This window comes from Solwaraspora sp. WMMD791 (genome assembly GCF_029581195.1).
Lineage (GTDB): Bacteria > Actinomycetota > Actinomycetes > Mycobacteriales > Micromonosporaceae > Micromonospora_E.
This window is the reverse complement of record NZ_CP120737.1, coordinates 6,668,515-6,692,925: the sequence shown is the minus strand read 5'-3', so window position 1 is coordinate 6,692,925 and position 24,411 is coordinate 6,668,515. Positions and strand designations below refer to the sequence as shown.

The 24,411-nt window shown below is 72.1% G+C and carries 24 protein-coding genes; 6 read left to right on the top strand and 18 right to left on the bottom strand.

The genetic code is table 11. The features are described 5' to 3' along the window. Positions 1-58 precede the first annotated feature (58 nt). The 3 genes from O7623_RS30210 to O7623_RS30200 all read left to right on the top strand — a co-directional run bounded on the left by O7623_RS30210 (position 59) and on the right by O7623_RS30200 (position 2,320). Positions 59-331 carry a CPCC family cysteine-rich protein gene (locus O7623_RS30210; RefSeq protein ID WP_282226319.1) on the top strand — a complete coding sequence of 91 codons (273 nt, stop codon included), beginning with the start codon at positions 59-61 and terminating at the stop codon, positions 329-331. Between the two features lie 388 nt (positions 332-719). Next, positions 720-1,397: a DUF4142 domain-containing protein gene (locus tag O7623_RS30205; RefSeq protein WP_282226318.1), complete on the top strand. Its 678-nt coding sequence runs from the start codon at positions 720-722 to the stop codon at positions 1,395-1,397. Between the two features lie 80 nt (positions 1,398-1,477). Continuing rightward, positions 1,478-2,320: a DNA-formamidopyrimidine glycosylase family protein gene (locus O7623_RS30200; RefSeq protein WP_282226317.1), complete on the top strand. Its 843-nt coding sequence runs from the start codon at positions 1,478-1,480 to the stop codon at positions 2,318-2,320. Here O7623_RS30200 and O7623_RS30195 read toward each other — a convergent pair. The 9 genes from O7623_RS30195 to O7623_RS30155 form a co-directional block, all read right to left on the bottom strand. After that, positions 2,223-3,008, bottom strand: a complete 786-nt coding sequence (locus O7623_RS30195) for a hypothetical protein (RefSeq protein WP_282226316.1) — start codon at positions 3,006-3,008, stop codon at positions 2,223-2,225. The genes O7623_RS30200 and O7623_RS30195 overlap by 98 nt on opposite strands. Before the next feature lie 43 nt (positions 3,009-3,051). Further along, complete coding sequence (locus O7623_RS30190) at positions 3,052-3,930, bottom strand: PspA/IM30 family protein (protein WP_282226315.1); 879 nt, start codon at positions 3,928-3,930, stop codon at positions 3,052-3,054. A gap of 281 nt (positions 3,931-4,211) precedes the next feature. Continuing rightward, the gene (locus O7623_RS30185; RefSeq protein ID WP_282226314.1) at positions 4,212-4,652 is read right to left on the bottom strand and encodes a helix-turn-helix transcriptional regulator; all 441 of its coding nucleotides are present in this window, start codon (positions 4,650-4,652) and stop codon (positions 4,212-4,214) included. A gap of 231 nt (positions 4,653-4,883) precedes the next feature. After that, positions 4,884-5,426, bottom strand: coding sequence for a CinA family protein (locus tag O7623_RS30180; protein ID WP_282226313.1), 543 nt, complete (start codon positions 5,424-5,426; stop codon positions 4,884-4,886). Then, positions 5,423-6,034 carry a CDP-diacylglycerol--glycerol-3-phosphate 3-phosphatidyltransferase gene (pgsA, locus tag O7623_RS30175; RefSeq protein ID WP_282226312.1) on the bottom strand — a complete coding sequence of 204 codons (612 nt, stop codon included), beginning with the start codon at positions 6,032-6,034 and terminating at the stop codon, positions 5,423-5,425. The genes O7623_RS30180 and pgsA overlap by 4 nt, the downstream gene beginning before the upstream one ends. A 4-nt stretch (positions 6,035-6,038) precedes the next feature. Continuing rightward, a complete protein-coding gene (gene rimO / locus O7623_RS30170) occupies positions 6,039-7,547 on the bottom strand; it encodes a 30S ribosomal protein S12 methylthiotransferase RimO (RefSeq protein ID WP_282226311.1) in 1,509 nt (502 codons plus the stop codon). A 114-nt stretch (positions 7,548-7,661) separates the two neighbouring features. After that, on the bottom strand, positions 7,662-8,363 hold the full coding sequence (locus O7623_RS30165; protein ID WP_282226310.1) for a TetR family transcriptional regulator: 702 nt from the start codon (positions 8,361-8,363) through the stop codon (positions 7,662-7,664). Between the two features lies 1 nt (position 8,364). After that, complete coding sequence (locus O7623_RS30160; RefSeq protein ID WP_282226309.1) at positions 8,365-8,682, bottom strand: multidrug efflux SMR transporter; 318 nt, start codon at positions 8,680-8,682, stop codon at positions 8,365-8,367. A 56-nt stretch (positions 8,683-8,738) separates the two neighbouring features. After that, a complete protein-coding gene (locus O7623_RS30155; RefSeq protein ID WP_282226308.1) occupies positions 8,739-11,228 on the bottom strand; it encodes a DNA translocase FtsK in 2,490 nt (829 codons plus the stop codon). Positions 11,229-11,456: 228 nt separating this feature from the next. Here O7623_RS30155 and O7623_RS30150 point away from each other — a divergent pair, with 228 nt between their 5' ends. Genes O7623_RS30150 through O7623_RS30140 form a run of 3 tightly spaced genes read left to right on the top strand, consistent with a single transcriptional unit; the run spans position 11,457 to position 15,348 of the window. After that, positions 11,457-11,927 carry a YbjN domain-containing protein gene (locus O7623_RS30150; protein WP_282226307.1) on the top strand — a complete coding sequence of 157 codons (471 nt, stop codon included), beginning with the start codon at positions 11,457-11,459 and terminating at the stop codon, positions 11,925-11,927. Positions 11,928-11,932: 5 nt separating this feature from the next. Then, a complete protein-coding gene (locus O7623_RS30145; protein ID WP_282226306.1) occupies positions 11,933-13,777 on the top strand; it encodes an HSP90 family protein in 1,845 nt (614 codons plus the stop codon). Next, positions 13,774-15,348 (top strand): YbjN domain-containing protein, encoded by a 1,575-nt coding sequence (locus O7623_RS30140; RefSeq protein WP_282226305.1) that lies wholly within the window; start codon positions 13,774-13,776, stop codon positions 15,346-15,348. The genes O7623_RS30145 and O7623_RS30140 overlap by 4 nt, the downstream gene beginning before the upstream one ends. Here the strand turns inward: O7623_RS30140 and O7623_RS30135 are convergent. The 9 genes from O7623_RS30135 to O7623_RS30095 form a co-directional block, all read right to left on the bottom strand. Beyond that, entirely contained in the window at positions 15,305-15,679 is a 375-nt protein-coding gene (locus tag O7623_RS30135; RefSeq protein ID WP_282226304.1) for a DUF2784 domain-containing protein, read from the bottom strand. The genes O7623_RS30140 and O7623_RS30135 overlap by 44 nt on opposite strands. A gap of 129 nt (positions 15,680-15,808) precedes the next feature. Continuing rightward, complete coding sequence (locus O7623_RS30130) at positions 15,809-17,362, bottom strand: S1 family peptidase (protein WP_282226303.1); 1,554 nt, start codon at positions 17,360-17,362, stop codon at positions 15,809-15,811. 200 nt (positions 17,363-17,562) lie between these two features. After that, entirely contained in the window at positions 17,563-17,760 is a 198-nt protein-coding gene (locus O7623_RS30125) for a DUF397 domain-containing protein (RefSeq protein WP_282226302.1), read from the bottom strand. Positions 17,761-17,897: 137 nt separating this feature from the next. Next, positions 17,898-18,800, bottom strand: coding sequence for a helix-turn-helix transcriptional regulator (locus O7623_RS30120; RefSeq protein WP_282226301.1), 903 nt, complete (start codon positions 18,798-18,800; stop codon positions 17,898-17,900). 119 nt (positions 18,801-18,919) lie between these two features. Further along, the gene (locus O7623_RS30115; protein WP_282226300.1) at positions 18,920-20,608 is read right to left on the bottom strand and encodes a ribonuclease J; all 1,689 of its coding nucleotides are present in this window, start codon (positions 20,606-20,608) and stop codon (positions 18,920-18,922) included. After that, positions 20,605-21,528 carry a 4-hydroxy-tetrahydrodipicolinate synthase gene (gene dapA, locus O7623_RS30110; RefSeq protein ID WP_282226299.1) on the bottom strand — a complete coding sequence of 308 codons (924 nt, stop codon included), beginning with the start codon at positions 21,526-21,528 and terminating at the stop codon, positions 20,605-20,607. The genes O7623_RS30115 and dapA overlap by 4 nt, the downstream gene beginning before the upstream one ends. A gap of 60 nt (positions 21,529-21,588) precedes the next feature. Continuing rightward, complete coding sequence (gene thyX / locus O7623_RS30105) at positions 21,589-22,344, bottom strand: FAD-dependent thymidylate synthase (protein WP_282226298.1); 756 nt, start codon at positions 22,342-22,344, stop codon at positions 21,589-21,591. Between the two features lie 46 nt (positions 22,345-22,390). Beyond that, positions 22,391-23,017 carry a DUF2752 domain-containing protein gene (locus O7623_RS30100; protein WP_282226297.1) on the bottom strand — a complete coding sequence of 209 codons (627 nt, stop codon included), beginning with the start codon at positions 23,015-23,017 and terminating at the stop codon, positions 22,391-22,393. Positions 23,018-23,046: 29 nt separating this feature from the next. Next, positions 23,047-24,297: a crosslink repair DNA glycosylase YcaQ family protein gene (locus O7623_RS30095; protein WP_282226296.1), complete on the bottom strand. Its 1,251-nt coding sequence runs from the start codon at positions 24,295-24,297 to the stop codon at positions 23,047-23,049. Between the last annotated feature and the right edge of the window lie 114 nt (positions 24,298-24,411).

Below are 24,411 nucleotides of genomic sequence, written 5' to 3'. Positions count from 1 at the left end.
TTGGGCAGCGTCCGGGGGGTGCGGATCGACCACAACGGAGTGAACCGACCGCAGGCACATGTCTGAAACGCTCCTGTGGAAGGCTTACCGGGTGGGCCCGCACTCCGTCGACAGATGTCCCTGCTGTGGTTACCGGACCGGATGCACCACCTGCCCCGTCTGCTTCTGGACCGACGACGGCCAGGGCGACCAGGACGCAGAGGTGGTGCGTGGCGGACCGAACGGCGATCTGAGCCTGTCCCTGGCACGGCTCAACTTCGCGATCTACGGCGCGAGCCACCAGCGCTACGCCGACATCGTCCGTTCCCCCCGCCCCGACGAGTACCCGTAGCGGATTTCGACGTTTTCGCAGGGTCAACAATGGGCCGACATTCTGCTACCGTCGGCACATCGTTACCCCGGCGCAACACACGCTGCTCGCCACGACGCGGTTCACGCCAGAATTTGCACTCTGTGAGCAACTCCCTGACCTGCCGCTTGAACCGCCGGGATCATCCGAACGGATGATGCCTGCGAGTTGAGTCAGATTAGCCACAGGAAGCGATTAAATGTGGCACAGATCCAGCAATTTTCATGCTGGGAGCATTGACGGGCAAGAGGCATTCGACATACGGTTCTGATCGATCACAGACTCCTCTATGGCCCCACTCGGAGGTTGAGAAACTATGGCCCGGGCACGATCTGCGGCATCCACTCCACGCCGACTGACAGCAGTCCTGGTGGGCCTGGTCGCCGGACTGCTCGCGCTGCCGGGCGTCGCGGTTGCCCAACAGTCCGGGGCGACCCAGCTCGGCGCCGCCGACATCGCGCTGCTCAACGGCGTCCGGCTGGCCGGGTTGTGGGAGATCCCCGCCGGGCAGTTGGCGGCTGAGAAGGGCAGCACGCAGCGGGTCCGTGAGGTGGGCGCCGAGATCGCCCAGCAGCACATCGAGCTCGATCTCCTGGTCGTCGAGGCGGCCAACCAGCTCGGCGTGGAGCTACCCACCGACCCCACCCCGACCCAGCAGGGCTGGGTGGACGAGATGAAGACGTCGACCGGGGCACGGTTCGACCGGATCTTCGTCGACCGGCTGCGGGCCGCGCACGGCAACATCTTCCCGGTGATCGGCGCGGTACGGGCCAGCACCCGTAACGACGTGGTCCGGCAGTTGGCCCAGGACGCCAACGGCTTCGTCATGACCCACATGACGCTGCTGGAGAGCACCGGCCTGGTCCGCTACGGCGAGCTGCCGCCGGTGGCGATGCCCGCCCCGCCGGACGACAGCCTGTTCGCGGCGGTGGCGGCAAACGCCGAGCTGGGCACCGGAATCAACTCCACAGCGGTCTGGGTGATCCTGGGTGCCGCGCTGGTGCTCGGCACCGGTGCCACCTGGGCGGTCTTCCGACGACGATACTGACGCGTGACGCGACGCGGGGGTGGCGGATACTGTCCGCCACCCCCGCGTCGCGTCACGCCCGGATCGGGCAGGATGGGATCGTGCCCGAAGGCGACACGGTCTGGAACACCGCCGAGCGGTTACGGCGAGCGCTGGCCGGGCAGCGGCTCACCGGCAGCGACCTGCGGGTCCCGCAGCTGGCGACGACCGACCTGTCCGGCTGGCTGGTGCACGACTGCGCCAGCCGCGGCAAGCACCTGCTGCTGCGCCTCGCCGCACCGGACGACCGGCATTACACACTGCACTCCCACCTGCGGATGGACGGCAGCTGGCGGATCTACCGGACCGGCGCGCGCTGGACCGGCGGCCCCGCCCACCTGATCCGGGTGGTGCTGCGGACCGCGACGGTGGTCGCGGTCGGATACCACCTGCACGAGCTGACGATCGTACCGACGCGGCAGGAAGCGGGGCTGACCGACACGCTCGGCCCGGACCTGCTCGGCGCGGACTGGGACCCGGCGGAGGCGGTACGGCGACTGGCCGCCCGCCCCGACGTCGCCGTCGCCGAGGCCCTGCTCGACCAGCGCAATCTCGCGGGCATCGGCAACGTGTACGCCGGTGAGGTGCTGTTCCTGCGCGGCGTCGCGCCGTGGACACCGGTGGGTGCGGTGCCTGACCTGCCGGCGCTGGTCGACCTCGCACACCGGCTGCTGCGGGCGAACCGGGGTCGGCCCCGTCGCAGCATCACCGGCCTACCTGCGGCGGCCACCTACGTGTACGGGCGCGCCCATCAGCCGTGCCGCCGCTGCGGCACGGCGGTACGACGGACCGAGCTCGCCGGTCGGGTCAGCTACTGGTGCCCGAACTGTCAACCGGACCGGCGTGCCGCCGCAACTCCGCCAGACCGGCGGCGACCCCCCGGAGCAGATCACTCGCCTCGGTGAGCCGGTGCACCGACGGATGCTCGCCGATCGCCCGGCCGTCCTCGGCGACGTAGCCGGCAGCTGCCGCGACCATGCCCTCGTAGGCGACGATCCCGGCCTGCATCTGCTCGACCAGCACCCGGTGCGAGTTGACGAGCGTGGCGTCGGTAGGGGCCAGCCGCAACGCTTTCTCCACGCTCGCCACCCGGTAGGCGAGGTCGCGCAGGGACTGCTCGGCCACTGCCGCCTCCAACTGGACCGACTCGGCCGGGCCGGTCAGCCGTGGCGTCAGCTCGCCAAGGGTTCCGGCCGCGCGGTCCAGCCGGGACCAGGGTTCGGCGGCGGCGGTGCCGCGCAGGGCCAGCATCGCCTGTTGGCGGCGTACCTCGCCGATAGCGGCCCGCCCGAGCGGGTTGCGCTCCACGGCGGCGACCAGCCGCTGCCGGGCCTGCCGCCCGGCGATGGCCGGGTCGGCCTCCGGCGGCGGTGGCTGCGCGGTGAGCGCCCGCAGATCCGACCACCGCCACGCGGCCAATGCAGTGCTCGCACCGGCCGCTGCCGCCCAGATGGCGTCGACCGCGCTCACGCCACCGAGCGGCAGGAGAACCGCCGTCGCGCCGCCGAAGCCACCGGCGAGCACGCTCCACCGTCGGGCGGACCGACGGAACCGGCGCAGGTTGCGAAAGTAGCGGGTACGTGGATCTGCCACCGGTTGCTCCTCCCGCCGGCCGGCCGGTCAGCCTCGCCGGTGCTCAGCTGGCGGCGCTGGCGTCACCGGCGTTCTTGTCCTTGTCCTTGGCCATCGAGGCACGCAACTGGTCGAGGCGGGCGACGCCGGCGCTGTCCGCGGCCGCAGCCTGTGCCTGGCCGGACTCGACCGCCGGGGACGGCTGGGCCCCGGCGAGCTGCTCGCCGGCCATGCTCGCCCGGATCTGCTCCAGTCGCGACGAGCCGGCCAGATCCAGGGTGGATTTCTGCACTTCCAGCATGCGTCCCTCGACCGAGTTGCCGGCCAGCTCGGCCCGGCCCATCGCGGTGGCGTACCGCTGCTCGATCTTGTCGCGCACCTCGTCCAGCGACGGGGTGTTCTTCGGTGCCGCGAGCGCCGACATCGACTCCAGCGAGGCCGCCACCGTCTCCTGCATCTTGGCCTGCTCCAGCTGGCTGAGCAGCTTGGTGCGCTCGGCGAGCTTCTGCTGCAGGATCATCTGGTTGTTCTCCACCGCCTGGCGTGCCTGGGCCGCCGCGGCCAGCGACTGGTCGTGCAGGGTCTTGAGATCCTCCATCGACTGCTCGCCGGAGACCAGTTGGGTGGCGAGCGTCTGCGCGGTCTGCTCGTATTTGGCGGCCTCGGCCTCGTTGCCCTCGGCGCGGGCCTTGTCGGCCAGCACCAGTGCCTGGCGGGCCATCCCCTGCAGCCGCTCGACCTCGCTCATCTGCCGGGAGAGCTTCATCTCCAGCTGGCGCTGGTTGCCGATCACGGCTGCGGCCTGCTGGACCAGCGCCTGATGCTGTCGCTGGGCGTCCTCGATCGCCTGCTGGATCTGCACCTTCGGATCGGCATGCTCGTCTATCTTGGCGCCGAACAGCGCCATCAAGTAGCGCCAACCCTTGACGAACGGGTTCGCCATCTCCGCGGTATCCCCTCAATATCGGCGCGTACGGTCGGGTGACCTCAGGCGGGCCCGACCCGGGCAGTGGTGCGACGCACCCTCACCATCGTCCCAGGCCGACGCCACCGCGTCATGGGGCGTCAGTGGGAATTCCGCAGGGTACGCCGGTAGAGGATCAACCCTAGTGCGCCGGATCCAGTCCTGGCCAACCAAAGGGATCGTGCGGGTACGGTGCGCGGGCCGACCGACGGCTGCCGTGACCCGTCGCCGACGGGTCGGCGTCGACCAGACCCGCCTGGTCACGCCGCGCAGACGACGTCGCGGTCCCGGCCGCCGCTGGCCGGCACCCGCCGGGTCGTGCGCAGGGTGGCCTTCAGCGGCGAGTCGCTGTGCACCGAGACGGTCACGCCGTCCTCGACAGCGACCTCGCCGGCCGGGTGCTCCGGATGCGACCGCAGCGGCTGACCGGACTGCTCGGGAACGGCCACCAGGACGCCATGGCGCTGCTCGGCGTCGGCGACGGTGTGGCTGACGTCGCGCAGGACCTCGGAGAGTCTGGCACCCAGGGCGTCACAGATGGCGGCTAGCAGTTCGCTGGACGCTTCCTTCTGACCGCGCTCGATCTCGGAGAGATAGCCGAGACTGACGTTGGCCGCGGTGGAGACCTCCCGCAGGGTCCGGCGTTGACCCTGCCGGCGGGCGCGCAGCGCGTCACCGATGACGCGGCGTAGCAGGACCATCGCACCTCCCCCTGATCGGGACCGGCCGGCGAGTGCCGGAGGCTTCCCGCAACCTTATCCGGTGGGCCACCGATCGACACCCCACCCCGGGCCACGAATGACGTCCATGGCCGAAAAAGGTCGCGTGTTGCGCACTATGTCCGCCTCGCCGGGTCACCACGTCGGTGACCACGGTGACCTGCTGCAGGCCGCCCCTGTCGGCCTGCGTCAGCCCGCCGACGGGTCCCTGCGTCAGCCCGCCGACGGGTCGGTGAGCTGGTTGGCCAGCAACCGCAGCGCGGCGGTGACCGTCGCGGCCCGTACGGCCTCGCGCCCGCCACCGAGGTCCAGCCGACGGACCTGCGGTCCGGTCGGCCCGGCCAGGGCGACGTAGACCCGCCCGACCGGCTTGCCGCCCTGCGGCTGCGGCCCCGCCACGCCGGTGGTGGCCAGCGCCCAGTCCGCGCCGCAGCGGGCCCGGCCGCCCTCGGCCAGCGCCACCGCGACGTCCGGGTCGACCGGCCCGCGCTGCGCGAGCAGCTCCGCCGACACCCCGGCCAGGGTCGCCTTCAGCTCGGTGGCGTAGACGATCAGAGCACCGCGGAAGACCGTACTGGCCCCCGCGACGTCGACCAGAGCAGCGGCCAGCAGCCCACCGGTCAACGACTCGACCACCGCAAGGGTCTGCGCCCGCTCCGCCAGCGCGTGTACCACCGCCGCCGCGGGGCTCCCGGTCGCCGGCCGACCGACGCCGAGATCCGTGCCGGCCGGGGCGTCGTCGCCCGGCGGGCTCATCCGCCGCCCCCGAGGGGCGTCGGTCGCCGCAGGCGCACCGCCCGTACCACGTAGTCCAGGCCGGTCGCCACGGTGACCAGCAGCGCCGCACCCATGATCCATGGGCCGACGGCGGCGAGCAGCCCCGGCAGCGGCAGCAGGTACCACGCGATCGCCGTGATCTGCAGCGCGGTCTTCGCCTTGCCGCCCCGGCTCGCCGCGATCACCCCGTGCCGCAGCACCCAGAAGCGCATCAGGGTGATGCCCAGCTCACGGATGAGGATCAGCGCCGTCACCCACCACGGCAGCAGGTCGTACCAGGAGAGCAGTACCAGCGCGGTGCCGGTCAGCGCCTTGTCCGCGATCGGGTCGGCGACCTTGCCGAACGAGGTAACCAGGCCGTACCGGCGGGCGATCCAGCCGTCGACCAGGTCGGTCGCCGACGCGACCAGAAAGGTCAGGCACGCGGCGACCCGCCAGCCCGGATGGGTCATCCCGGAGACGACCACGAACAGCACGAACACCGGGACCAGCACCATCCGCAGCCCGGTGAGGGCGTTCGCCGCGTTGACCACCGGTACCGCCGGCACGGTCGGGCGGGCCCCGGCGGAGGCGCTCGGCTCGGTCACCGACTCACCCGGCCACGGCCGACAACGGCCGGCTGCCCGCCGTCGACGAGATCACCGTGACCGGCACCGCGGTAAGGTCCACCCCTTCCGTACCGGTGACCGTGGCCCGCACCAGGTCGCCGGCGCACAGCCGGGCCAGCTCCACCGACGGGGTGGTGCCGGGCGGCGCCGCGACGAGAGTCGTGCAGCCGTCCACCTCGGGTGCCTGGTGGGCGGCGCGGCCCTCGACGACTCCGTCGTCGACGGAGTCCACCAGCACCTCCACGGTGCTGCCCAGCCGGTCCTCGGCCCGCTGGGCGCACAGCTCGTCGGCCAACGCGCTGATCCGGTCGTACCGGCGCTTGACCGTCGCCGCGCGGACCTTGCCAGGCAGACCGGCGGCCTCGGTGCCGTCCTCGTCGCTGTAGTCGAAGACGCCGATCGCGTCCAGCCGGGCAGCCGAGAGGAACCGGACCAGCTCCTCGACGTCGGCCCGGGTCTCCCCCGGGAAACCGACGATGAAGTTGCTCCGGGCACCGGCCTGCGGGGCCAGCGCCCGGGCGGAGTCCAGCAGGTCCAGGAACCGCCCGGTCGAGCCGAACCGGCGCATCCGGCGCAGAACGGGCTCAGCGGCGTGCTGGAAGGACAGGTCGAAGTACGGCGCGACGCCCGGGGTGGTGGCGATGGCCTCGATCAGGCCCGGCCGGGTCTCCGCCGGCTGCAGATAGCTGACCCGGACCCGGACGATGCCGTCGATCGCGGCCAGCTGGGGCAGTAGTTTCTCCAGCAGCCGCGGGTCGCCCAGGTCCTTGCCGTACGAGGTGGAGTTCTCACTGACCAGGACCAGTTCCCGGACGCCGGTGCCGGCCAGCCAGTGCGCCTCGGCGAGCAGCTCGTCGGGGGTCCGCGAGACGAACGCCCCCCGGAACGCCGGAATGGCGCAGAACGCGCAGCGGCGGTCACAGCCGCTGGCGAGCTTCAGCGAGGCGACCGGGCCGGTGTCGAGCCGGCGGCGCAGCACCGCCCGCAGATGCGCCGGGGTCCGCTCGTCGACCACGGAGTGGCCGGGCACGACGACGGCGGACTGTTGTCGGGCCACCGGGGTCAACGGCAGCAGTTTGCGGCGGTCCCGTGGGGTGTGCGCGGACAACTGCTCTCCGGCCAGCACCGCGTCGAGCCGCCGGGAGATGTCGGGATAGTCGTCGAAGCTGAGGACCGCCTGCGCCTCCGGCAGGTGCTCGGCCAGCTCCCGGCCGTACCGCTCGGCCATGCAGCCGGCCGCCACCACCCGGGCCCCGGTGTCGGCGGCGTCGAGCAGGGTCTGTACGGAATCCTGCTTGGCCTTCTCGACGAAGCCGCAGGTGTTGACGAGCACGACGTCGGCACCGTCGGCGTCGGTGGTCACCTGCCAGCCGTCGGCGTCCAAACGTGCCGCCAGCTCCTCCGAGTCGACCTCGTTGCGGGCGCAGCCCAGGGTGAGCAGGGCGACTCGCCGGCCGGGCGATGGGGCGGGGGTCGGGGCAAACGCAGACACCTGACGAGGGTACCGGGCCACGGGCACGCGGTCTCCTGGCGGCGGCACCGGGTCGACGACGATTCCGCTGCCCGGACGGCCGGTCGGTCGGCGGGCCGCTACGCGCGGTGCCAGCTATCCCGCCGCCGGTAGCGCGGTCACCGTTGGCAGGACCGCCGCCAGCCGGTGGCGGGCCTGATGCAGGGCGGTGGCGTTGCCTTCGGCGAGTTCGGCTAGCAGCATCCCGTCGGCGAGGGCGAGCACCGTCCGGGCGGTCACCGACGGCGCCCCGCCGACGTCCCCATCGAGTTCAGACGGCGCCCCGCCGACGTCGGTGGGCGGGGCCGGCAGCGCCTCGGCGCGGCGCAGCAGGTCGTCGATCAGCCCGGCCAGGGCGGCGTTCCAGTCCCGGACCATCTCCCGCACCGCCGGTCGACGCCCGGCCTGCAGGAACCGCTCGTAGAGCGCGGCCACCTGGGCCGGTGGCGGGTCGGCGGCGGCACCGACCAGGACGCTGACCACGGCCGCCGCCAGCCGCTGCGGTGTCGGGCCGCCGTGGGCACCGACGGCGAAGGCGTCGACGACGGCGCGACCGGCCGCCAGGTGCTGGCGCATCAGCTCCTCGGCGGCGGCGGCGAGCAACGCGTCCAGCGTGGTGAAGTAGTACGTGGTCGCGGCCAGTGGCAGGCCGGCACGGGTGGCCACCGCACGGTGGCTGGTCTGGTCGAAGCCGACCTCGCGGATCAGTTCGCAGGCGGCGGCGAGCAGCGCGTCCCTGCGGGCGGCGCCCCGGTGGGTGGCACCCCGGCTGGTGGCACCCCGGCTGGTCGCGGCCATGTCAGGCGTGGAACAGCCGTAGGCCGACGACACCGGCCACGATCAGCGCGATCGAGACCAACCGCGCGACGTGGCTCGGTTCGCCGTACCAGACGATCCCGGCGATCGCGGTGCCGGCGGCACCGATACCGGTCCAGACGGCGTACGCGGTGCCGACCGGTAGCTCGCGGATGGCCAGCGAGAGCAGGCCGAAGCTGGCGGCGGCGAAGACGATAAAGGTCACCGACGGCACCAGCCGGGTGAATCCGGCGCTCTGCTTGAGTGCCAGGGCGAACCCGGTCTCCAGCAGGCCGGCGATGACGAGCATGAGCCAAGCCATGACAACCCCACATCTGGTACGGGCGTACCAACTTGTACGACCGTACCAGATTGTCGTCAGCTCGCCCCGACACCGCGCAATCCGGCCAGCGCCTCCTCCAGCTCGTCCGGTTTGACCAGCACGTCGCGGGCCTTGGAGCCCTCGGACGGGCCGACGATGCCCCGGGTCTCCATCAGGTCCATCAGCCGGCCCGCCTTGGCGAAGCCGACCCGCAGCTTGCGCTGCAGCATCGAGGTCGAGCCGAACTGCGAGGTCACCACCAGCTCGACGGCCTGCACCAGCAGGTCGAGATCGTCACCGATGTCCTCGTCGATCTTCTTCTTGCTCTCCTGGGCGGCGGTGAGCACGTCCGGGCGGAACTCCGGCTCCCGCTGCTTCTTGCAGAAGGTGACGACGTCGTCGATCTCCTTCTCGCTGACCCAGGCGCCCTGGATCCGCAGCGGCTTCGACGCACCCATCGGCAGGAACAATCCGTCACCCCGGCCGATCAGCTTCTCCGCACCCGGCTGGTCCAGGATGACCCGCGAGTCGGACAACGACGACGTGGCGAATGCCAGCCGGGACGGCACGTTCGCCTTGATCAGACCGGTCACCACGTCCACCGACGGCCGTTGGGTGGCCAGCACCAGGTGGATCCCGGCGGCCCGGGCCAGCTGGGTGATCCGTACGACCGAGTCCTCCACGTCGCGCGGCGCGACCATCATCAGGTCCGCCAGCTCGTCGACGATCACCAGCAGGTACGGGTACGGCCGGATCTCACGCTCGCTGCCCGGCGGGGCGGTGATCTCCCCGGCGCGCACCTTGCGGTTGTAGTCGTCGATGTGCCGTACGCCGTTGGCCGCCAGGTCGTCGTAGCGCATGTCCATCTCGCGCACCACCCACTCCAGCGACTCGGCCGCCTTCTTCGGGTTGGTGACGATCGGTGTGACCAGGTGCGGGATCCCCTCGTAGCCGGTCATCTCGACCCGCTTCGGGTCGATCAGCAGCAGCCGAACCTCATCCGGGGTGGCCCGGGTCAGGATCGAGATCAGCAGCGAGTTCAGGCACGACGACTTGCCGGCACCCGTCGCGCCGGCGATCAGGATGTGCGGCATCTTCGCCAAGTTGGCCACGACGTAGCCACCCTCGATGTCCTTGCCGAGCGCGACCAGCATCGGGTGATGGTCGGCACCGGCGGCCCGCGAGCGCAGCACGTCACCGAGCGCGACATCCTCCCGGTCGGTGTTGGGGATCTCCACGCCGACCGCGCTCTTGCCCGGGATCGGGCTGAGGATCCGCACGTCCGGCGACTTCACCGCGTACGCGATGTTGCGCGACAGCTGGGTGATCCGCTCGACCTTCACGCCGTGGCCGAGTTCGACCTCGTAACGGGTGACCGTCGGACCACGGGTGAACCCGGTCACCGCGGCGTCGACGTCGAACTGTTCGAAGACGCCCTGCAGCGCCGCGATCACCTCGTCGTTGGCCTTGCTACGGGTCTTCGCTGGCGAGCCGGTACGCAGCAGCTTCGGCGGTGGCAGCGTGTAGTCGCCGGACAACCCGGTGATCGCCAACTGCTCGGCCCGGGTCGGCAGCGGCGAATGCTCGGGCGGCTCGGCAGGCTTACGGGTGGTCGGCACCTTGGCCGGTGCCCGGCGCGGCAGCTCCACCGTCTCCTGCAGATCCAGCAGGTCGGCCGGATCGTCACCGGCGGTGGCGGCCGCAGTCGCGTCGGTGGGCGGGCCGGCCGGCCGGCGGCGCGGCGGGCGCTGCCGGCTGCGGGCCGGCCCCGGCTCGTCGGCGTCGTCGTCGGCATCCGGCCCGGCCGGTGGCTCCCGGCCGGCGACCACTCCGGCGAGCAGCCCCAGCCGTTCGGGGATCTTGTTGATCGGGGTGGCGGTGACCACCAGCAGCCCGAAGATCAACAGCAGGATCAGCAGCGGTACGCCCACCCAGTAGCTGACCGTCCGCGCCAGCACCTCGCCGACCCCGAGCCCGATCAGCCCGCCGGCGTAGTCGCGCTGCAGGTCACCGTCGGGGTTCTGGCCGATGTGCAGCAGACCCGCCGTACCGACGAGCATCGCCGTCCAGCCGACGAACCCCCGGCCCCGGGGCTCCGGCTCCTCCGGCGGGTCGCGCATCAGCCGGACCGCGCCGATCAGCAGCAGCAGCGGCACCGCGACCGCGATCGCGCCGACGAACAGCCGCAGCGAGTCGGCGATCCGCGTACCGAACGGCCCGGCCGCGCCGAACCAGACCGCCATCGAGGTGAGGATGGCCAGGCCCAGCAGGAACAGCCCGGCACCGTCGCGACGATGCTCCGGCCCCAGGTCACGGGCGGTGGCCGCCCGTCGACCGGCGGCCCGCACCGCCCACCCCACGCCATGCGCGAGCCCCATCCAGGTGGTGCCGACCGCCCGACCGACCAGCACCGCCGGCGACGTCCGGGTCGGCCGCTTACGCGCTACCGGGCGCTTGCGCGCCGGAGTGCGGGCGCGCGAAGTCGAGGCGCCACGGGTCGTCGACCCACCACGGCGTCGACTCGGCTGAGAGGAACGGCCCGCCATAGAGTCACACCGTAACCCGGCCGCGCACCGATCCTCGCTTTTCCGGGCCGTGTCCCGGGCACACGCTGCTGCGCGGCTGTGCCACCATTGCCGGTCGGTGCCGCCGTCCATCGGGTGCCCGCCCGATGCCGTCGGTGGCCCCGCGACGACCCCCGCGATCGCGACGGCCCCCGCCACCGCGACGACCCCGCCACCGCGACGACCCTGCCGTACCGAGAGGAATCCCCCATGTCCCCGCCGGACCGAGACGACCTGCCGGACGCGCCCGTCGGTGGCGGCGAGATGCAGGTACTGCGGCCACTGACCACCGAGTTCATCGCCGAGACGCTGCAGGCCCGGGAGTACCGGTTCCAGACCGACCCCGACGGTGACCTGGTCGGCCGATGGAACGACAACGTCATCTACTTCTCCCGCCTCGGCCCGCACGGCGAGGTGCTACGGGTGCGGACCATCGCGGCGACGGCGTTCTCCGTGGACGACGTACCGACGCTGTACGCGTTCTGCAACGAGTGGAACCACGACCGGCTGTGGCCGAAGACCTTCGTCCACGTCGACGACGACGGCACCGCGCGGGTCTGCGGTGAGCTGATCACCGACCTGGAGCGCGGCGTCACCCCGGCCCAACTGGACCACCTGGTCAGCTGCGGGATCTCCACCGGATGCCAGGTCGCCGACGCCGCCGCCGAGCTGGCGACCTGACCGGCATGGAGAACAGATTCCAGGTCGACCTGCGTGGCATCGTCGACCTGCTCAGCCACCACCTGTACGCCAGCCCCCGGGTCTTCGCCCGGGAACTGGTGCAGAACGCCACCGACGCGATCACCGCCCGCCGGGACGTCGACCCGAACTGGTCCGGTGGGTCGGTGCGCATCGAGCCGACCGCCGACGGCGGGCTGCGGGTGCACGACGACGGCATCGGCCTGACCGAACCCGAGGTGCACTCCTTCCTGGCCAGTGTCGGACGGACCTCCAAACGCGACGAGCTGGGCTTCGCCCGGCAGGACTTCCTCGGCCAGTTCGGCATCGGGCTGCTCTCCTGCTTCATGGTCGCCGACGCCGTCGAAGTGGTCACCCGGTCGGCTCGGGGCGCGGCGGCGGTGCGGTGGACCGGGTACGCCGACGGGCGCTACACCACCGAGGTCGACCCCGACACGCGCGCCGAGGTCGGCACCACCGTCACGCTGCGCCCGCGTGCCGGCGCCGAGCACTGGCTCGCCGCCGACCAGGTCCGCGAGCTGGTCAGCAGCTACGCGCACCTGCTCGACGTACCGGTATGGTTCGCCGCGCCCGGCGACGGAGCCGCGCCCGGCGACGGACCGGTGCGGCTGACCGAGCCGCAGGCACCATGGGAGCAGCCCTACGCCGACCCGCAGGCCCGCCGCGACGCGCTGCTCGACTACGGTGCCACACTGCTCGGCGCGCGGCCGATGGACGTGATCGACCTGCGGGTACCGGAGGCCGGCCTGGTCGGCGTCGGGTTCGTCCTGCCGTCGGCGGCCGCCGTCGGCTCCGGCGGGCACCGGGTCTACCTGAAACGCATGCTGCTCAGCGACAACGCCGGAAAGCTCCTGCCGGAATGGGCGTTCTTCATCCGCTGCGTAGTCGACACCGCCGTCCTGCGACCGACCGCCAGCCGCGAGGCGCTCTACGAGGACGACCTGCTGAGCACCGTCCGACACAGCCTCGGCGAGCAGGTGCGCGACTGGTTGCTGCAACTACCGGTGCACCACCCGCAACGCCTGGCCGCGTTCCTGCGGGTGCACCACCTCGGTGTCAAGGCGCTCGCCGTCCGCGACGACGAGATGCTGCGGCTGGTCGACTCCTGGCTGCCGTTCGAGACCAGCCGGGGCCTGATGCCGCTGCGGGCCTTCCGCCAGCACCTGGCGATGATCCGGTACGTGGAGACGGTCGACGAGTTCCGCTCGCTCGCCGCCATCGCCTCCGCCGCCGGTACGCCGATCGTCAACGCCGGCTACGCCTACGACGCCGAGATCCTGCACCGGCTGCCCCGCCTGGACCCGGCCGTGCGCACCCGCCGGCTCGACCCAGGTGAGCTCGCCGCCCGACTGGAGACCCTCTCCCCCGGGCAGTTGGCCGCCGCCGCCGACTTCCTGGCGACCGCCCGCGCCGTACTGGCCGACCTGGACTGCGTACCGCAGCTGCGGCAGTTCGACCCGGTGACCGTGCCCGCCCTCTACATCGTCGGCCGGGCCGCCCAGGAGCAGGACAGCATCCGACGTGGCCGGGAAGGCTCCGACGAACTCTGGTCCGAGGTACTGTCGGCGTTCGCCGACGTCGACGTCGACCACCGCCCGGAGCTGGTGTTCAACTGGCGGCACCCGCTGATCCGCCGGCTGGCCGCCGTGCCGCCGTCCCCCGCCCTGCGGCACGCCGTCGAAGCGCTCTACGGCCAGGCGCTGCTGGCCGGGCATCATCCGTTGCGCGCCGTCGACAGCGCCGCGCTGAACCGTTCCTTCCTGGCCCTGCTGGACCGGGCCTTCACCGACCCGGCGACCGGGCCGGGCACCCCCGCCGAGGAGACCCCGTGAGCCCCGAGGAGCTGATCCAGGCACTGGACGAGGCGACCGACCTGCCCGACGGCGACGGCAAGATCGCCGAGCTGGAACGCATCGCCGCGCACGCCGACGCGGCCGGGCAGACCCGGATCGGATTCGACACCCGGATGGCGTTGATCGACACGTACAACAACCACACCGAACGGTGGCGGATGCTGCCGGCGTTCGGCTGGTGCCTGCGCACCTTCGACGAGCACCCGGAGCTGTTCGAGGCGTGGGACGCCGAACTGCTGCGCTGGTACCACAAGTGGGCGGTCGCCACGTTGCGCAGCACCCCACGGGTCGGCCTGGCGCAGACCCAGGCGGCGCTGGACGATCTGGAGCGCCGGTTCACCCGCGACGGGCAGAGCCTGCAGGCGGTCTACAACCTGCGCTGCCGGATCGCCGACCACGTCGGTGACCAGGAGCAGGCACGGCAGTGGCTGGACCGGTGGCGCACCGCGCCCCGCGACGTCAACAGTGACTGCGCCGGCTGCGACCCGTCCCGGCAGGCCGAGCTGCTGGCCGACTGGGGCGAATGGGAGCAGGCGATCGCAGTGGCCGAACCGGTGCTCAGCGGTGCGCTGGGCTGCACCGAGCAGCCGGAGAAGGCCCTGGTCGCGGTGATCATGCCCTATCTGCGGCTGGGTCGGTACGCCGAGGCGGCCCAGGCGCACGTGCGCGCCTACCGGCGGCACCGCCACGAGCGGGACGCCTTCCCGTACCTCGCCGACCATCTGCGGTTCTGCGCGTTGACCGGGCACCACGAGCGGGGCCTGACGATCCTCGCCGAGCACCTGGACTGGTTCGACCGGCCCTACGACGACGCGTCGGCGATGGAGTTCGCCGCCGCCGGTGCCCTGGTCTGCCGGCTCGCCGGCACCGCCGGGTCCGGCGACCGGACGATGCACCGGCCCGAGCACGGCGAACGGCCGGCCGCGGAACTGACCGTCGACGCGCTCGGCGCGCTGCTGGCCGAGGCCGCCACCGAGCTGGCCGGCCGGTTCGACGCCCGCAACGGCACCGACCACCAGTCCCGACGGATAGCCGAATGGCTGGCCGCCGAGCCGCTCACCGACGGCGTCGAGCTGCCCGCCGACCAGCCGGCCGGACCCGGGTACGTCGCCGAGGCGCTACCCGCCGAGGGCATCCCGGACGTGGTCGCACCGTTGACGTTGGAGGGCATCACCGCGGCCCTCAACGAGCGTGGCGACCGGTACTTCGTCGACGACGACGGTGTGGTCGGCGGCAAGTGGGGCCGGGCGGTGATCCACTTCGAACGCCTCGGTGAGCAGCGGGAGATCCTGCACACCCGGATCATCGCGGAACGGCGGCTGCCGGCCGGCCGGTTGACCGAGGCGTACCAGTTCTGCAACGCCTGGAACCACGACCGGCTGCTGCCGAAGGTCTACGTACACGACACCGGCGAGGGTGAGTTGATCCTGGCCGGCGACGTCAGCACCGACCTGGAGCACGGCGTGAGCGGGGCGCAGCTCGCCGTACTGGTCAACGCGGCGATCCTCACCGGAGCGGGCTTCGCCGACGCCGTCGCCGAGCTGCCCTGACCACCCCGGCCCAGCTGACCGCCACGACGGCGGCCAGCGCCAGTTGGGCCAGCCAGGCGTACCGCTCGGGGTAGATCACGCCGGACAGGTAGCGGTCGACGAATCCGTCGTCGAAGCCGACCTGTCCGGCCCGGCGGCGCGACCAGTGCTCGGCCACGGTCAGCGGGCAGCTCAGGTTGGCGGCGACCACCAGGACACCCCAGGTGGCGGCGCTCAGGTGCAGCCAGATCGTGCGCGGCCACCGCCAGGCCAGGAAACCGCCGACGGCCAGGTAGGCCAGGAAGCCGAAGTGCAGGATCAGGATGACGGTGGTCAACAACTGGTAGCCCATGGTGGAACCTCCCCGACTGCCAGGCTACGAACGGCACCGGGCGGCCGGGAGGGTACGCGTACTCAGGTGTTCCGGGTGTGCGCCGTCCCCGGGGAGGGCGGTCCCCGGGGACGGCGCGGCGGGTGGCGGTCAGTTCACCGAAAACCCGAGGAGGTAGCCACCCACGCCTTGCTCGGACCCGATCCGGTAGCGGTACGACCCGGCGGGTCCGGAGAAACTCAGCTCGGTCACGCTGCCGTCGGCGTCGCCCCGGGCGACGGTGCGCCAGCCCGCTGCGGTGAACCGCTGCAGGGCGAGGTCGTACCGGGCCCCGTCCGGTGCCTGCAGGCAGGCGCTGTGCCGCCCGGCACCGGCCCGGAAGAACCGGCCGTCGGGCTGTACCTGCCGGTCACCGACGGCGTCGAGCTCGCCCCGGCGGACGACCTCGTGCCCGGCACACCCCTCCGACGAGCCGTCGCCGGGCGGGGTCGGTGCCACCGTCGGGACGGCGGGTCCGCCGCCCGGCGGGGTACCGGCCCCGGTGGTGACCAGGGTCAGGTTGTTGGCCTCGAGGATCTCGGCCAGCGGCTGGAAGAAGGTCACGCCACCGACCCGGCAGTTGCCGGACCCGCCGGAGGTGACGCCCTGTGCCTGGTCGCCGGAGAGCCAGGCACCGCCGGAGTCGCCCGGCTCGGCGCAGACGTCGGTACGGGTCAGCCCGGTGACGGCGCCTTCCGGGTAGTTGACCGTCACGTTGCGGGCCTGGATCACGCCGCAGCGGGTGCCGGTGGTCGATCCGGACCGGCAGATGCTGGCACCGACCGGCGCTTCGGTGGCACCGGCGACCGGCAGGGTGCCGCCGTTGAAGTCGTTGACCACCGGCTGCGGGGTCCAGTCTCCGTTGACCGCGACGAAGGCCCAGTCGTCGCCGGGGAACGACGACGCCTGGAACACCCCCTGCGCCTGCTGGTTGAACCCGGTGGTGGTGTCGCCGGGTCGGCCGCAGTGGCCGGCGGTGACGAAGCCGCCGACGACGGAGAAGCCGACCGAGCAGCGTCCGCCGGCGCCGATGAAGTACGGGTCGCCACCGCGTACGTCGAACAGCGGCACTGGGGCCTCGTCGGACACCTCGACGCGCAGCGCGTCGGCGGGCACCGCGGCGACGGCGGCGAAGTCACGGGCGGCGGCCTGCGCACCGGGGCGGGCGAGCAGCACGACGGTGTTGTCGGCGACGTCGACGTACCAGCCGGCCAGATCCGGGTTGGCTGTCTCGGCGTCGCCGTCGAGCTGTCGTTTGACGGCGTCGAGCTGGCGCTGGCTGCGCTGTACGAGCCGCGCCTTCGCACCGCTGGCGTCGACCTGGGCGACCAGGTCGGGGTCGGTGACGGCGACGACGAGGTCGGTGCCGTCGGCGGTGATCCAGGCTCCGCCGTACGCGTCGCCGAGGTCGGCGCGCAGCGTGGCCACGGTGCGACCGGCCCACCGCTCGGTGGCCAGCCGGGTCCGGGCGTCGGCCGCGCTGACGCCGAGGTCGCGGCCGAGGGCGGTGACGATCTCGGTGGCGGCCGGCGGCTCGGCGCCGGCCCGGTCGGTGGCCGGCTGGTCGGTACGGTCGTCGCCGGCCACCGCCGGCAACGTCACCGCGGCGAGCAGACCCACCGCGGCCACGGTGACTCCTGCGGTGATCACCCGTCGGCGTCGCATCGCTGTCTCCTTCCGCCGCGGGCGCCGGACCTTTTTCTGGCGCCGCGCGGTGGTACGGAGCACAACCGTCGATGGATCAATCCTCGACGATGCGGAATTTCACAGCGGGTCGGGTGAACCGGGCAGGCCGGTGCCGCGTTGACCGTGACGGCCGCACCGGTAGGGATCGGCCTCCACCCGATCCCTACCGGTCGGCGCTGTCACCGGCCGGTGAGCTGCCCCTGGGAGATCCCCCGCAGGAACGATCGCCACTGGTGCGGCCCGAAGTCCAGTTCCGGGCTGGCCGGGTCGGCCGAATCCCGCAGCGCCGCGCCACCGGCCGCCGTCGCCGCCACCTCCACGCAGGCGTTGGTGTCACACCGGCTGCTTCGCCGCCAGCCCTGGTCGGCACGCAACATCACATTCCCCTTTCATGATTTACACCTATTTTTCGGGCATTATGCCGGCCAGCTCACCCGCCCGATGCCTGATCCACCCAGAGTCGGTCCAGTCGGCTGGCCTGGCGCCTCAACCGTCCGGGCCGCACGGCTGGGCGTCAGTCGCGTACCGCCTGCTCGCCGCCACCGAGCGCCGCCGACCGTTCGGCGATCAACCGGGCCGAGGTCGCCTCGTCGTGGGCCGCGGCCCACAGATGGGCGAAGTAGCCCCGGTGGCGGTGAATCCGCTGCGCCGCGTGGACGATCTCGTCGATCAGAATCCCTTCGCGGTAGAGCAGCGCGTTGTCCTCGTCGCCGAAGTCCAGCAAGGTGAACGGGGCCAGCATCGCCATGATCGCGGCGTCGGCGAACGGCGCGATCCGCACCCGGACGTGTGGTGACCGCATCTGCTGCAACAGGTGGGCGAACTGCCGGGACATCACCTGCGGGCCGCCGATGGTGCGCCACAGCACCGACTCGTCGAGCACCAGGTGGAACTCCGGCGGGTCGGGGCGGTCCAACACATGCTCACGACGACGCAGCCGGGCCTCCAGTCGCAGCACCCGGTCCGCCTCCGGCAGCTCGCTGCGCCAGAAGTTGAGCACGAACTCGCCGTACTCCCGGGTCTGCAACATGCCCGGGATGAGCGTCGGCTGGAACACCCGGATGGCGCTGGCCTCGCTCTCCAGCTGCAACAACTGCAACATTGCCGGGGTCAGGTGCTCGCGGTAGCGGGGCTCGTCCCACCAACCGCGCCGCCGTGAGGTGCGGGCGTCGTGCAGCATCCGCTCGGCCCGGTCGGGGTCGGCGACTCCGTAGAGCGCCAGCAACGCCCGCAGGTCCGTCGACGAGACCGTGACGTCGCCCTTCTCGATCCGGTTGACCTTGGACACCGACCAGTCCAGAGTGTCGGCCACCTTGCCCTGGGTGAAGCCGGCTGCCTCCCGCGCGCGGCGCAGCGCCAACCGGAGCCGACGCCGCGCCGCCGCCGGGGACTCGCCGGGACCGGGATCGTCACGCACGCCAGGCCTTCCGGACCACGGTAGGTAACTGTCGGTCCAGTATGCCGCCAACTGGTCGCCGGGTCAGCCCCGGCGACCCGTCAGCGCGTCTTCAGACCTGTGCCACCCGATGCGCGTCCTCAGACCTCCACCACGGTCGGCACGATCATCGGCCGACGGCGGTACGCGTCGTTGACCCAGCGCCCGACGATCCGGCGGACCACCTGCTGCAACTGGTGCGGGTCGGTGATGCCGTCGGCGGCGGCCCGCCCCAGTGCCTCGGTGATCAGCGGAACCACCGCGTTGAACGCCTCCGGGTCCTCGGAGAACCCCTTCGCCGACACGGTGGGGCCGCCGACGACCTTGCCGGTGACCGAGTCGACCACCACGGTCGCGGCGATGAATCCGCCGTCGCCGAGGATTCGACGCTCGGTCAGCAACGACTCACCGACGTCGCCGACGGCGAGACCGTCCACATAGACGTACCGGCTCTTGACGTGGCCGACCAGAGTGGCGTGCCCGTCGACCAGGTCGACCACGTCGCCGTCCTCGCAGAGCACCACCCGCTGCGGGTCCAGACCGGATTCGATGCCCAGTCGGGCGTGCGCCCGCAGGTGCCGCCACTCACCGTGCACCGGCAGCAGGTTGCTCGGCCGCACCACGTTGAGCAGGTACAGCAGCTCCCCCGCCGGCGCGTGCCCGGAGACGTGCACCTTCGCCACGTCCTTGTGGATCACGGTCGCCCCGGCCCGGGACAGCTGGTTGATCACCCGGTAGACCGACGTTTCGTTGCCCGGCACCAGCGAACTGGCCAGCACCACGGTGTCGCCCGGGGCGACGGTGATGTGCCGGTGGTCGCCGGTGGCCATCCGGCCCAGCGCGCTCATCGGCTCACCCTGCGAACCGGTGGACATCAGCACGATCCGGTCCGGCGGCAACGCCGTCGCCTCGTCCAGCCCCACCACCAGACCGGGCGGAATCCGCAGCAGGCCGAGATCGCGGGCGATGCCCATGTTGCGCACCATCGACCGGCCGATCAGCGCGACCTTGCGGTCGTACTCGTACGCCGAGTCCAGCACCTGCTGCACCCGGTGCACGTGGGAGGCGAAGCTCGCCACGATGATCCGGCCCTTGGCCTTGCCGAAGATCGAGTCCAGCACCGGCCCGATGTCGCGTTCCGGGGTGACGAAGCCGGGAATCTCGGCGTTGGTGGAGTCCGACAGCAGCAGGTCGACGCCTTCGGCCCCGAGCCGGGCGAATCCGGCCAGGTCGGTGATCCGCCCGTCCAGCGGCAACTGGTCCATCTTGAAGTCACCGGTGTGCAGCACCAGTCCGGCCGGGGTCCGGATGGCCACCGCCAGTGCGTCCGGGATGGAGTGGTTCACCGCGAAGAACTCGCACTCGAACGGCCCGATCCGCTCCCGTTGGCCCTCCCGGACAGTCAGCGTGTACGGGTCGATCCGCCGCTCGGCCAGCTTCGCCTCGACCAGCGCCAGGGTGAACTGCGACCCGACCAAGGGGATGTCCGGCTTGTGGGCGAGCAGGTACGGCACCGCGCCGATGTGGTCCTCGTGACCGTGGGTCAGCACGATCGCCTGCACGTCGGCGAGCCGGTCCAGGATCGGGGCGAAATCCGGCAGGATCAGGTCGACACCGGGCTGCTCGACGTCCGGGAAGAGCACCCCGCAGTCGACGATCAGCAGTTTGCCGTCGAACTCGAAGACCGTCATGTTGCGCCCGATGGCTCCGAGCCCACCCAACGGGATGACCCGCAACCCGCCCGGCGGCAGCTGCGGCGGCAGATCCATGTCGACGTGTGCCTGGCTCACGGCAGCTCCAGTCCGGCCGCGGCGCAGTCGGCGCGCAACTGGTCCAGCTCGGTGTCGGTGGCCTCGACCAGTGGCGAACGGACCGGGCCGGCGGGCAGGTCCAGTGTCGCCAACGCCGCCTTGACCAGGATGGTGCCGGGGCTACGGAAGATCCCGGTGAACAGCGGCAGCAGCCGGTGGTGCAGCGCCAGCGCGGTGGCCTGGTCACCGGCGACGTACGCCTCGATCATCTGCTTGGTCAACGCGCCGGTCAGGTGGGTCGAGGTGCCGACCAGCCCGACCCCGCCGATCGCCAGCGTCGGCAGGGTGAGCGCGTCGTCACCACAGTAGAACGCCAGATCGGTGCGGCTGGTCGCCCAGGAGGTGGCGACCAGGTCACCCTTGGCGTCCTTGACCGCGACGATCCGCTCGTGCTCGGCCAGGCGCACCAGGGTCTCGGTGGCGATCGCGATCCCGGCGCGGTGCGGGATGTCGTACGCCATCACCGGCAGCCCGGTCGCGTCGGCGACCTCGGTGAAGTGCCGGACCACCCCGGCCTGCGGCGGCTTGTTGTAGTACGGCGTGACCACCAGCAGCCCGTGCGCGCCGGCCTTCTCGGCGGCGACCGCCAGCTCGACGGTGTGCCGGGTGTCGTTGGTGCCGACGCCGGCCACCACCTTGGCCCGGTCCCCGACGGCGTCGACGACGACCCGGAGCAGTTGCTCCTTCTCCGCGTCGCTGGTGGTCGGCGACTCGCCCGTGGTGCCGCTGATCACCAACGCGTCGTTGGCCTGCTCGTCGACCAGGTAGCTGGCCAGCCGCGCCGCGCCGTCGAAGTCGAGCGAGCCGTCGTCGTGCATCGGGGTGACCATGGCGGTCAGGAGCCGCCCGAACGGGGTCGGTCTCCCCGCCCCGGAACCGGCTAGGTGGTGCTGCGTCATACGGACAACCTATCGGACGGGCGCACCGCGATTTCAGCGCTGGCGGTACGGGCGGACGGCCTACTCCCCCTGCCGGGTGTACGGGCTGGCGGCGACCTCGCTGCCGTCCGGCAGCTGGCTGATCTCGAAGTCGGCGAAGACACTCGGCGCGACCCGCTGCAACTGCCGCAGGCACTCCACCGCCAGCTCGCGGATCTCCACGTCGGCGTGCTCGGTGGCCCGCATGCCGATGAAGTGCCGCCAGGCCCGGTAGTTGCCGGTGACCACGATCCGGGTCTCGGTGGCGTTCGGCAGCACCGCCCGCGCCGCCTGCCGGGCCTGCTTGCGGCGCAGCGTCGGGTTGGGCTCGTCGGCGAACCGCTTCTCCAGGCCTTCCAGCAGCTCGGTGTAGGCCCGCACACTCGCCTCGGCGGCGGCGACGAACTGCTGATGCAGCTGCGGGTCCTCGGCGATGACCGCCGGCTCGACCATGGCGGCGTCGCGTTCGGGCACGTACCGCTGGGACAGCTGGGAGTAGGAGAAGTGCCGGTGCCGGATCAGCTCGTGGGTCAACGAACGGGAGATCCCGGTCAGGTAGAAGGTGACGCTGCCGTGCTCCAGCACCGACAGGTGGCCGCTGTCCAGGATGTGCCGCAGGTAGCCGGCGTTGGTGGCGGTCGCCGGGTTGGGCTTGCGCCACGACTGGTAGCAGGCCCGGCCGGCGAACTCGGCCAACGCCTGACCGCCGTCGGCGTCGGTGGACCAGTCGACATCGGCGGGCGGCTCGAAGTGGGTCCAGGCGATCAGCGTGACCTGCGGCGACACGATTTCCGGCATTTCTCGGACTCTAGTTGTCGGCCCGCACCACGAGCAACACGGGCAATCAGACGTAGAACCAGGTGAACGGCGGCCACGGCAGGTTGCGCAGCACCGAGAAGGCCAGCCAGGCGCCGAGGAACCAGCCGATCACCTTCGGGGTCATCGCCAGCTGCGGCAGCCGCCACCGGCCCATGTGCTGGCCGGCCCAGGCGACGTAGACGTAGAGCAGGAACGGGATCGCGAAGACCAGCAGCACGTGGTGCCGGGCGGCGGCACCGAGGTCGCCGTTGAGCAGGTACCAGACCGCCCGGGTGCCGCCGCAGCCGGGGCAGTCCAGCCCGGTGGTCAGCTTCAGCAGGCAGGTCGGGGCGGCGTCGGCGGTGCTGGTGGCCGGGTCGGTGAGCACCGTGTAGCCGGCGGCGGCACCGATGCAGCCGAGCACCGCCAGCGGGGCCAGCCAGCGCGGCGACCGCGCCCACGCGTGGTTGACCAGCCGGGTCAGCCGGTCCGGCTGCGGCTGCGGCGGGCCGCCGTGGTGGCCGCCCGGGTACGGGTAGGCGTACGCGGCGGCGTCAGATGGTGGTGGGTGGTGCGTGTGCGGGTCGGCGTACCCGGTCGGGGTCGGGCCGGTCGACGGCGGCTGCGCGTCGACGGCGGCTGCGCTCGCGGCCGTGCCGTCCTGACCCGCCATCGCCCCTCCTCCTGCAGCACTGGAAGGTTTCACGGTACACCGACCGCGCCACGTGCACCGGCGGCAGTCAGTGCCCGGGTCAACGGGCCGGCCAGGTCGCCGGCGACCGGTGCGGCGACCTGCGACAGGCCGAGCCAGCCGGCCAGCCGGACCAGCTCGTCGGCGAGGGCCACCGCGGTCTGCTGCGGGTCGGTGGTGACACCGGGCACCGGCCAGGCCGCCGGCACCCGCAGCACCCCGGCCGGCCGGTCCGCCTTGAGGTCGACCAACGCGGTGAGCCGGTCGCCGTCGAGAAACGGCAGTACGTAGTAGCCGTGCACCCGCTGTGCGGCCGGTACGTAGATCTCGATGCGGTACCGCAGCCCGAACAGCCGCTCGGTGCGGGCCCGCTCCCAGACCACCGGGTCGAACGGGCTGAGCAGCGTGGCGGCCCGGATCCAGCGCGGTAGTCGGGTCTGATGGTGCAGGTAGGCTGTCTGCGACCAGCCCTGCACCCGGACCGGGCGCAGGATGCCGTCGGCGACGAGGTCGGCCACGACCGGCCGGACCGCGGCCGCCGACAGCCGGAAGTAGTCCCGCAGCTCCGGCTCGGCGGCCACGCCGAGGCAGCGGGCGGCGATCTCGACCAGCTGCCGGTGCGCCTCGGCCGTCGTCGGCGTCGGCGCGGCGAGGACCCGGGGCGGCAGCACCCGCTGCGGTACGTCGTAGCGCCGCGCGAAGGTGCTGGTCCGCCCGGCGGAGGTGATCTCGCCGGCCCAGAAGAGGTACTCGAGGGCGGTCTTGACCGCCGACCAGTTCCACCCCCAGTTGCCGGTGGGACGGACGGTGTCCTGCTCCAGTTGCGCGGCGGTGACCGGGCCTCGGGTGCGTACCTCTTCGAGGACGCGGGCGACCAGCTCGGGCTGCTCGACGGCGATCCGTCGGACCCCGCCCCAGGCGTCGTCGCGGGCGCGGGCCATCCGCCAGCGCAGCGCCGGCTGCAGGTCGACCGGGATCAACGACGCCTCATGGCCCCAGTACTCGAACAGCTCCCGGGGCGCGTGCCCGGCCGCCCGGTCCAGCAGGTCGGTCGGGTACGGGCCGAGCCGGCTGTACAGCGGCAGGTAGTGGGCGCGTTGCAGGACGTTGACCGAGTCGATCTGGATCAGCCCGACCCGGTCGAGCACCCGACGCAGGTGCCGACGGGTCGGAACGCCGGTCGGCGCGGGGTCGGCGAAGCCCTGGGCGGCCAACGCGATCCGGCGGGCCTGGGCGAGCGAGAGACTGTCTGGTGCGGGCATCGTCACGCAAGCTACCGCCCCGGTACGACAGAGTCGCACCACGCCGGCGCTGTCGACCGGATGCCCCTCGTCGGGCGCGCCCGTCGGCGATTCCCAGCGGCCACACACGATCGC

What these genes read in the sequence shown, in the direction of transcription:
- O7623_RS30210 (WP_282226319.1), top strand. Translation starts at nt 59, where the DNA reads ATGTCTGAAACGCTCCTGTGGAAGGCTTACCGGGTGGGCCCGCACTCC.
- O7623_RS30190 (WP_282226315.1), bottom strand. Translation starts at nt 3,930, where the DNA reads ATGGCGAACCCGTTCGTCAAGGGTTGGCGCTACTTGATGGCGCTGTTC.
- O7623_RS30185 (WP_282226314.1), bottom strand. Translation starts at nt 4,652, where the DNA reads ATGGTCCTGCTACGCCGCGTCATCGGTGACGCGCTGCGCGCCCGCCGG.
- O7623_RS30180 (WP_282226313.1), bottom strand. Translation starts at nt 5,426, where the DNA reads ATGAGCCCGCCGGGCGACGACGCCCCGGCCGGCACGGATCTCGGCGTC.
- O7623_RS30165 (WP_282226310.1), bottom strand. Translation starts at nt 8,363, where the DNA reads ATGGCCGCGACCAGCCGGGGTGCCACCAGCCGGGGTGCCACCCACCGG.
- O7623_RS30160 (WP_282226309.1), bottom strand. Translation starts at nt 8,682, where the DNA reads ATGGCTTGGCTCATGCTCGTCATCGCCGGCCTGCTGGAGACCGGGTTC.
- O7623_RS30155 (WP_282226308.1), bottom strand. Translation starts at nt 11,228, where the DNA reads ATGGCGGGCCGTTCCTCTCAGCCGAGTCGACGCCGTGGTGGGTCGACG.
- O7623_RS30150 (WP_282226307.1), top strand. Translation starts at nt 11,457, where the DNA reads ATGTCCCCGCCGGACCGAGACGACCTGCCGGACGCGCCCGTCGGTGGC.
- O7623_RS30145 (WP_282226306.1), top strand. Translation starts at nt 11,933, where the DNA reads ATGGAGAACAGATTCCAGGTCGACCTGCGTGGCATCGTCGACCTGCTC.
- O7623_RS30135 (WP_282226304.1), bottom strand. Translation starts at nt 15,679, where the DNA reads ATGGGCTACCAGTTGTTGACCACCGTCATCCTGATCCTGCACTTCGGC.
- O7623_RS30130 (WP_282226303.1), bottom strand. Translation starts at nt 17,362, where the DNA reads ATGCGACGCCGACGGGTGATCACCGCAGGAGTCACCGTGGCCGCGGTG.
- O7623_RS30125 (WP_282226302.1), bottom strand. Translation starts at nt 17,760, where the DNA reads ATGTTGCGTGCCGACCAGGGCTGGCGGCGAAGCAGCCGGTGTGACACC.
- dapA (WP_282226299.1), bottom strand. Translation starts at nt 21,528, where the DNA reads ATGACGCAGCACCACCTAGCCGGTTCCGGGGCGGGGAGACCGACCCCG.
- thyX (WP_282226298.1), bottom strand. Translation starts at nt 22,344, where the DNA reads ATGCCGGAAATCGTGTCGCCGCAGGTCACGCTGATCGCCTGGACCCAC.
- O7623_RS30100 (WP_282226297.1), bottom strand. Translation starts at nt 23,017, where the DNA reads ATGGCGGGTCAGGACGGCACGGCCGCGAGCGCAGCCGCCGTCGACGCG.
- O7623_RS30095 (WP_282226296.1), bottom strand. Translation starts at nt 24,297, where the DNA reads ATGCCCGCACCAGACAGTCTCTCGCTCGCCCAGGCCCGCCGGATCGCG.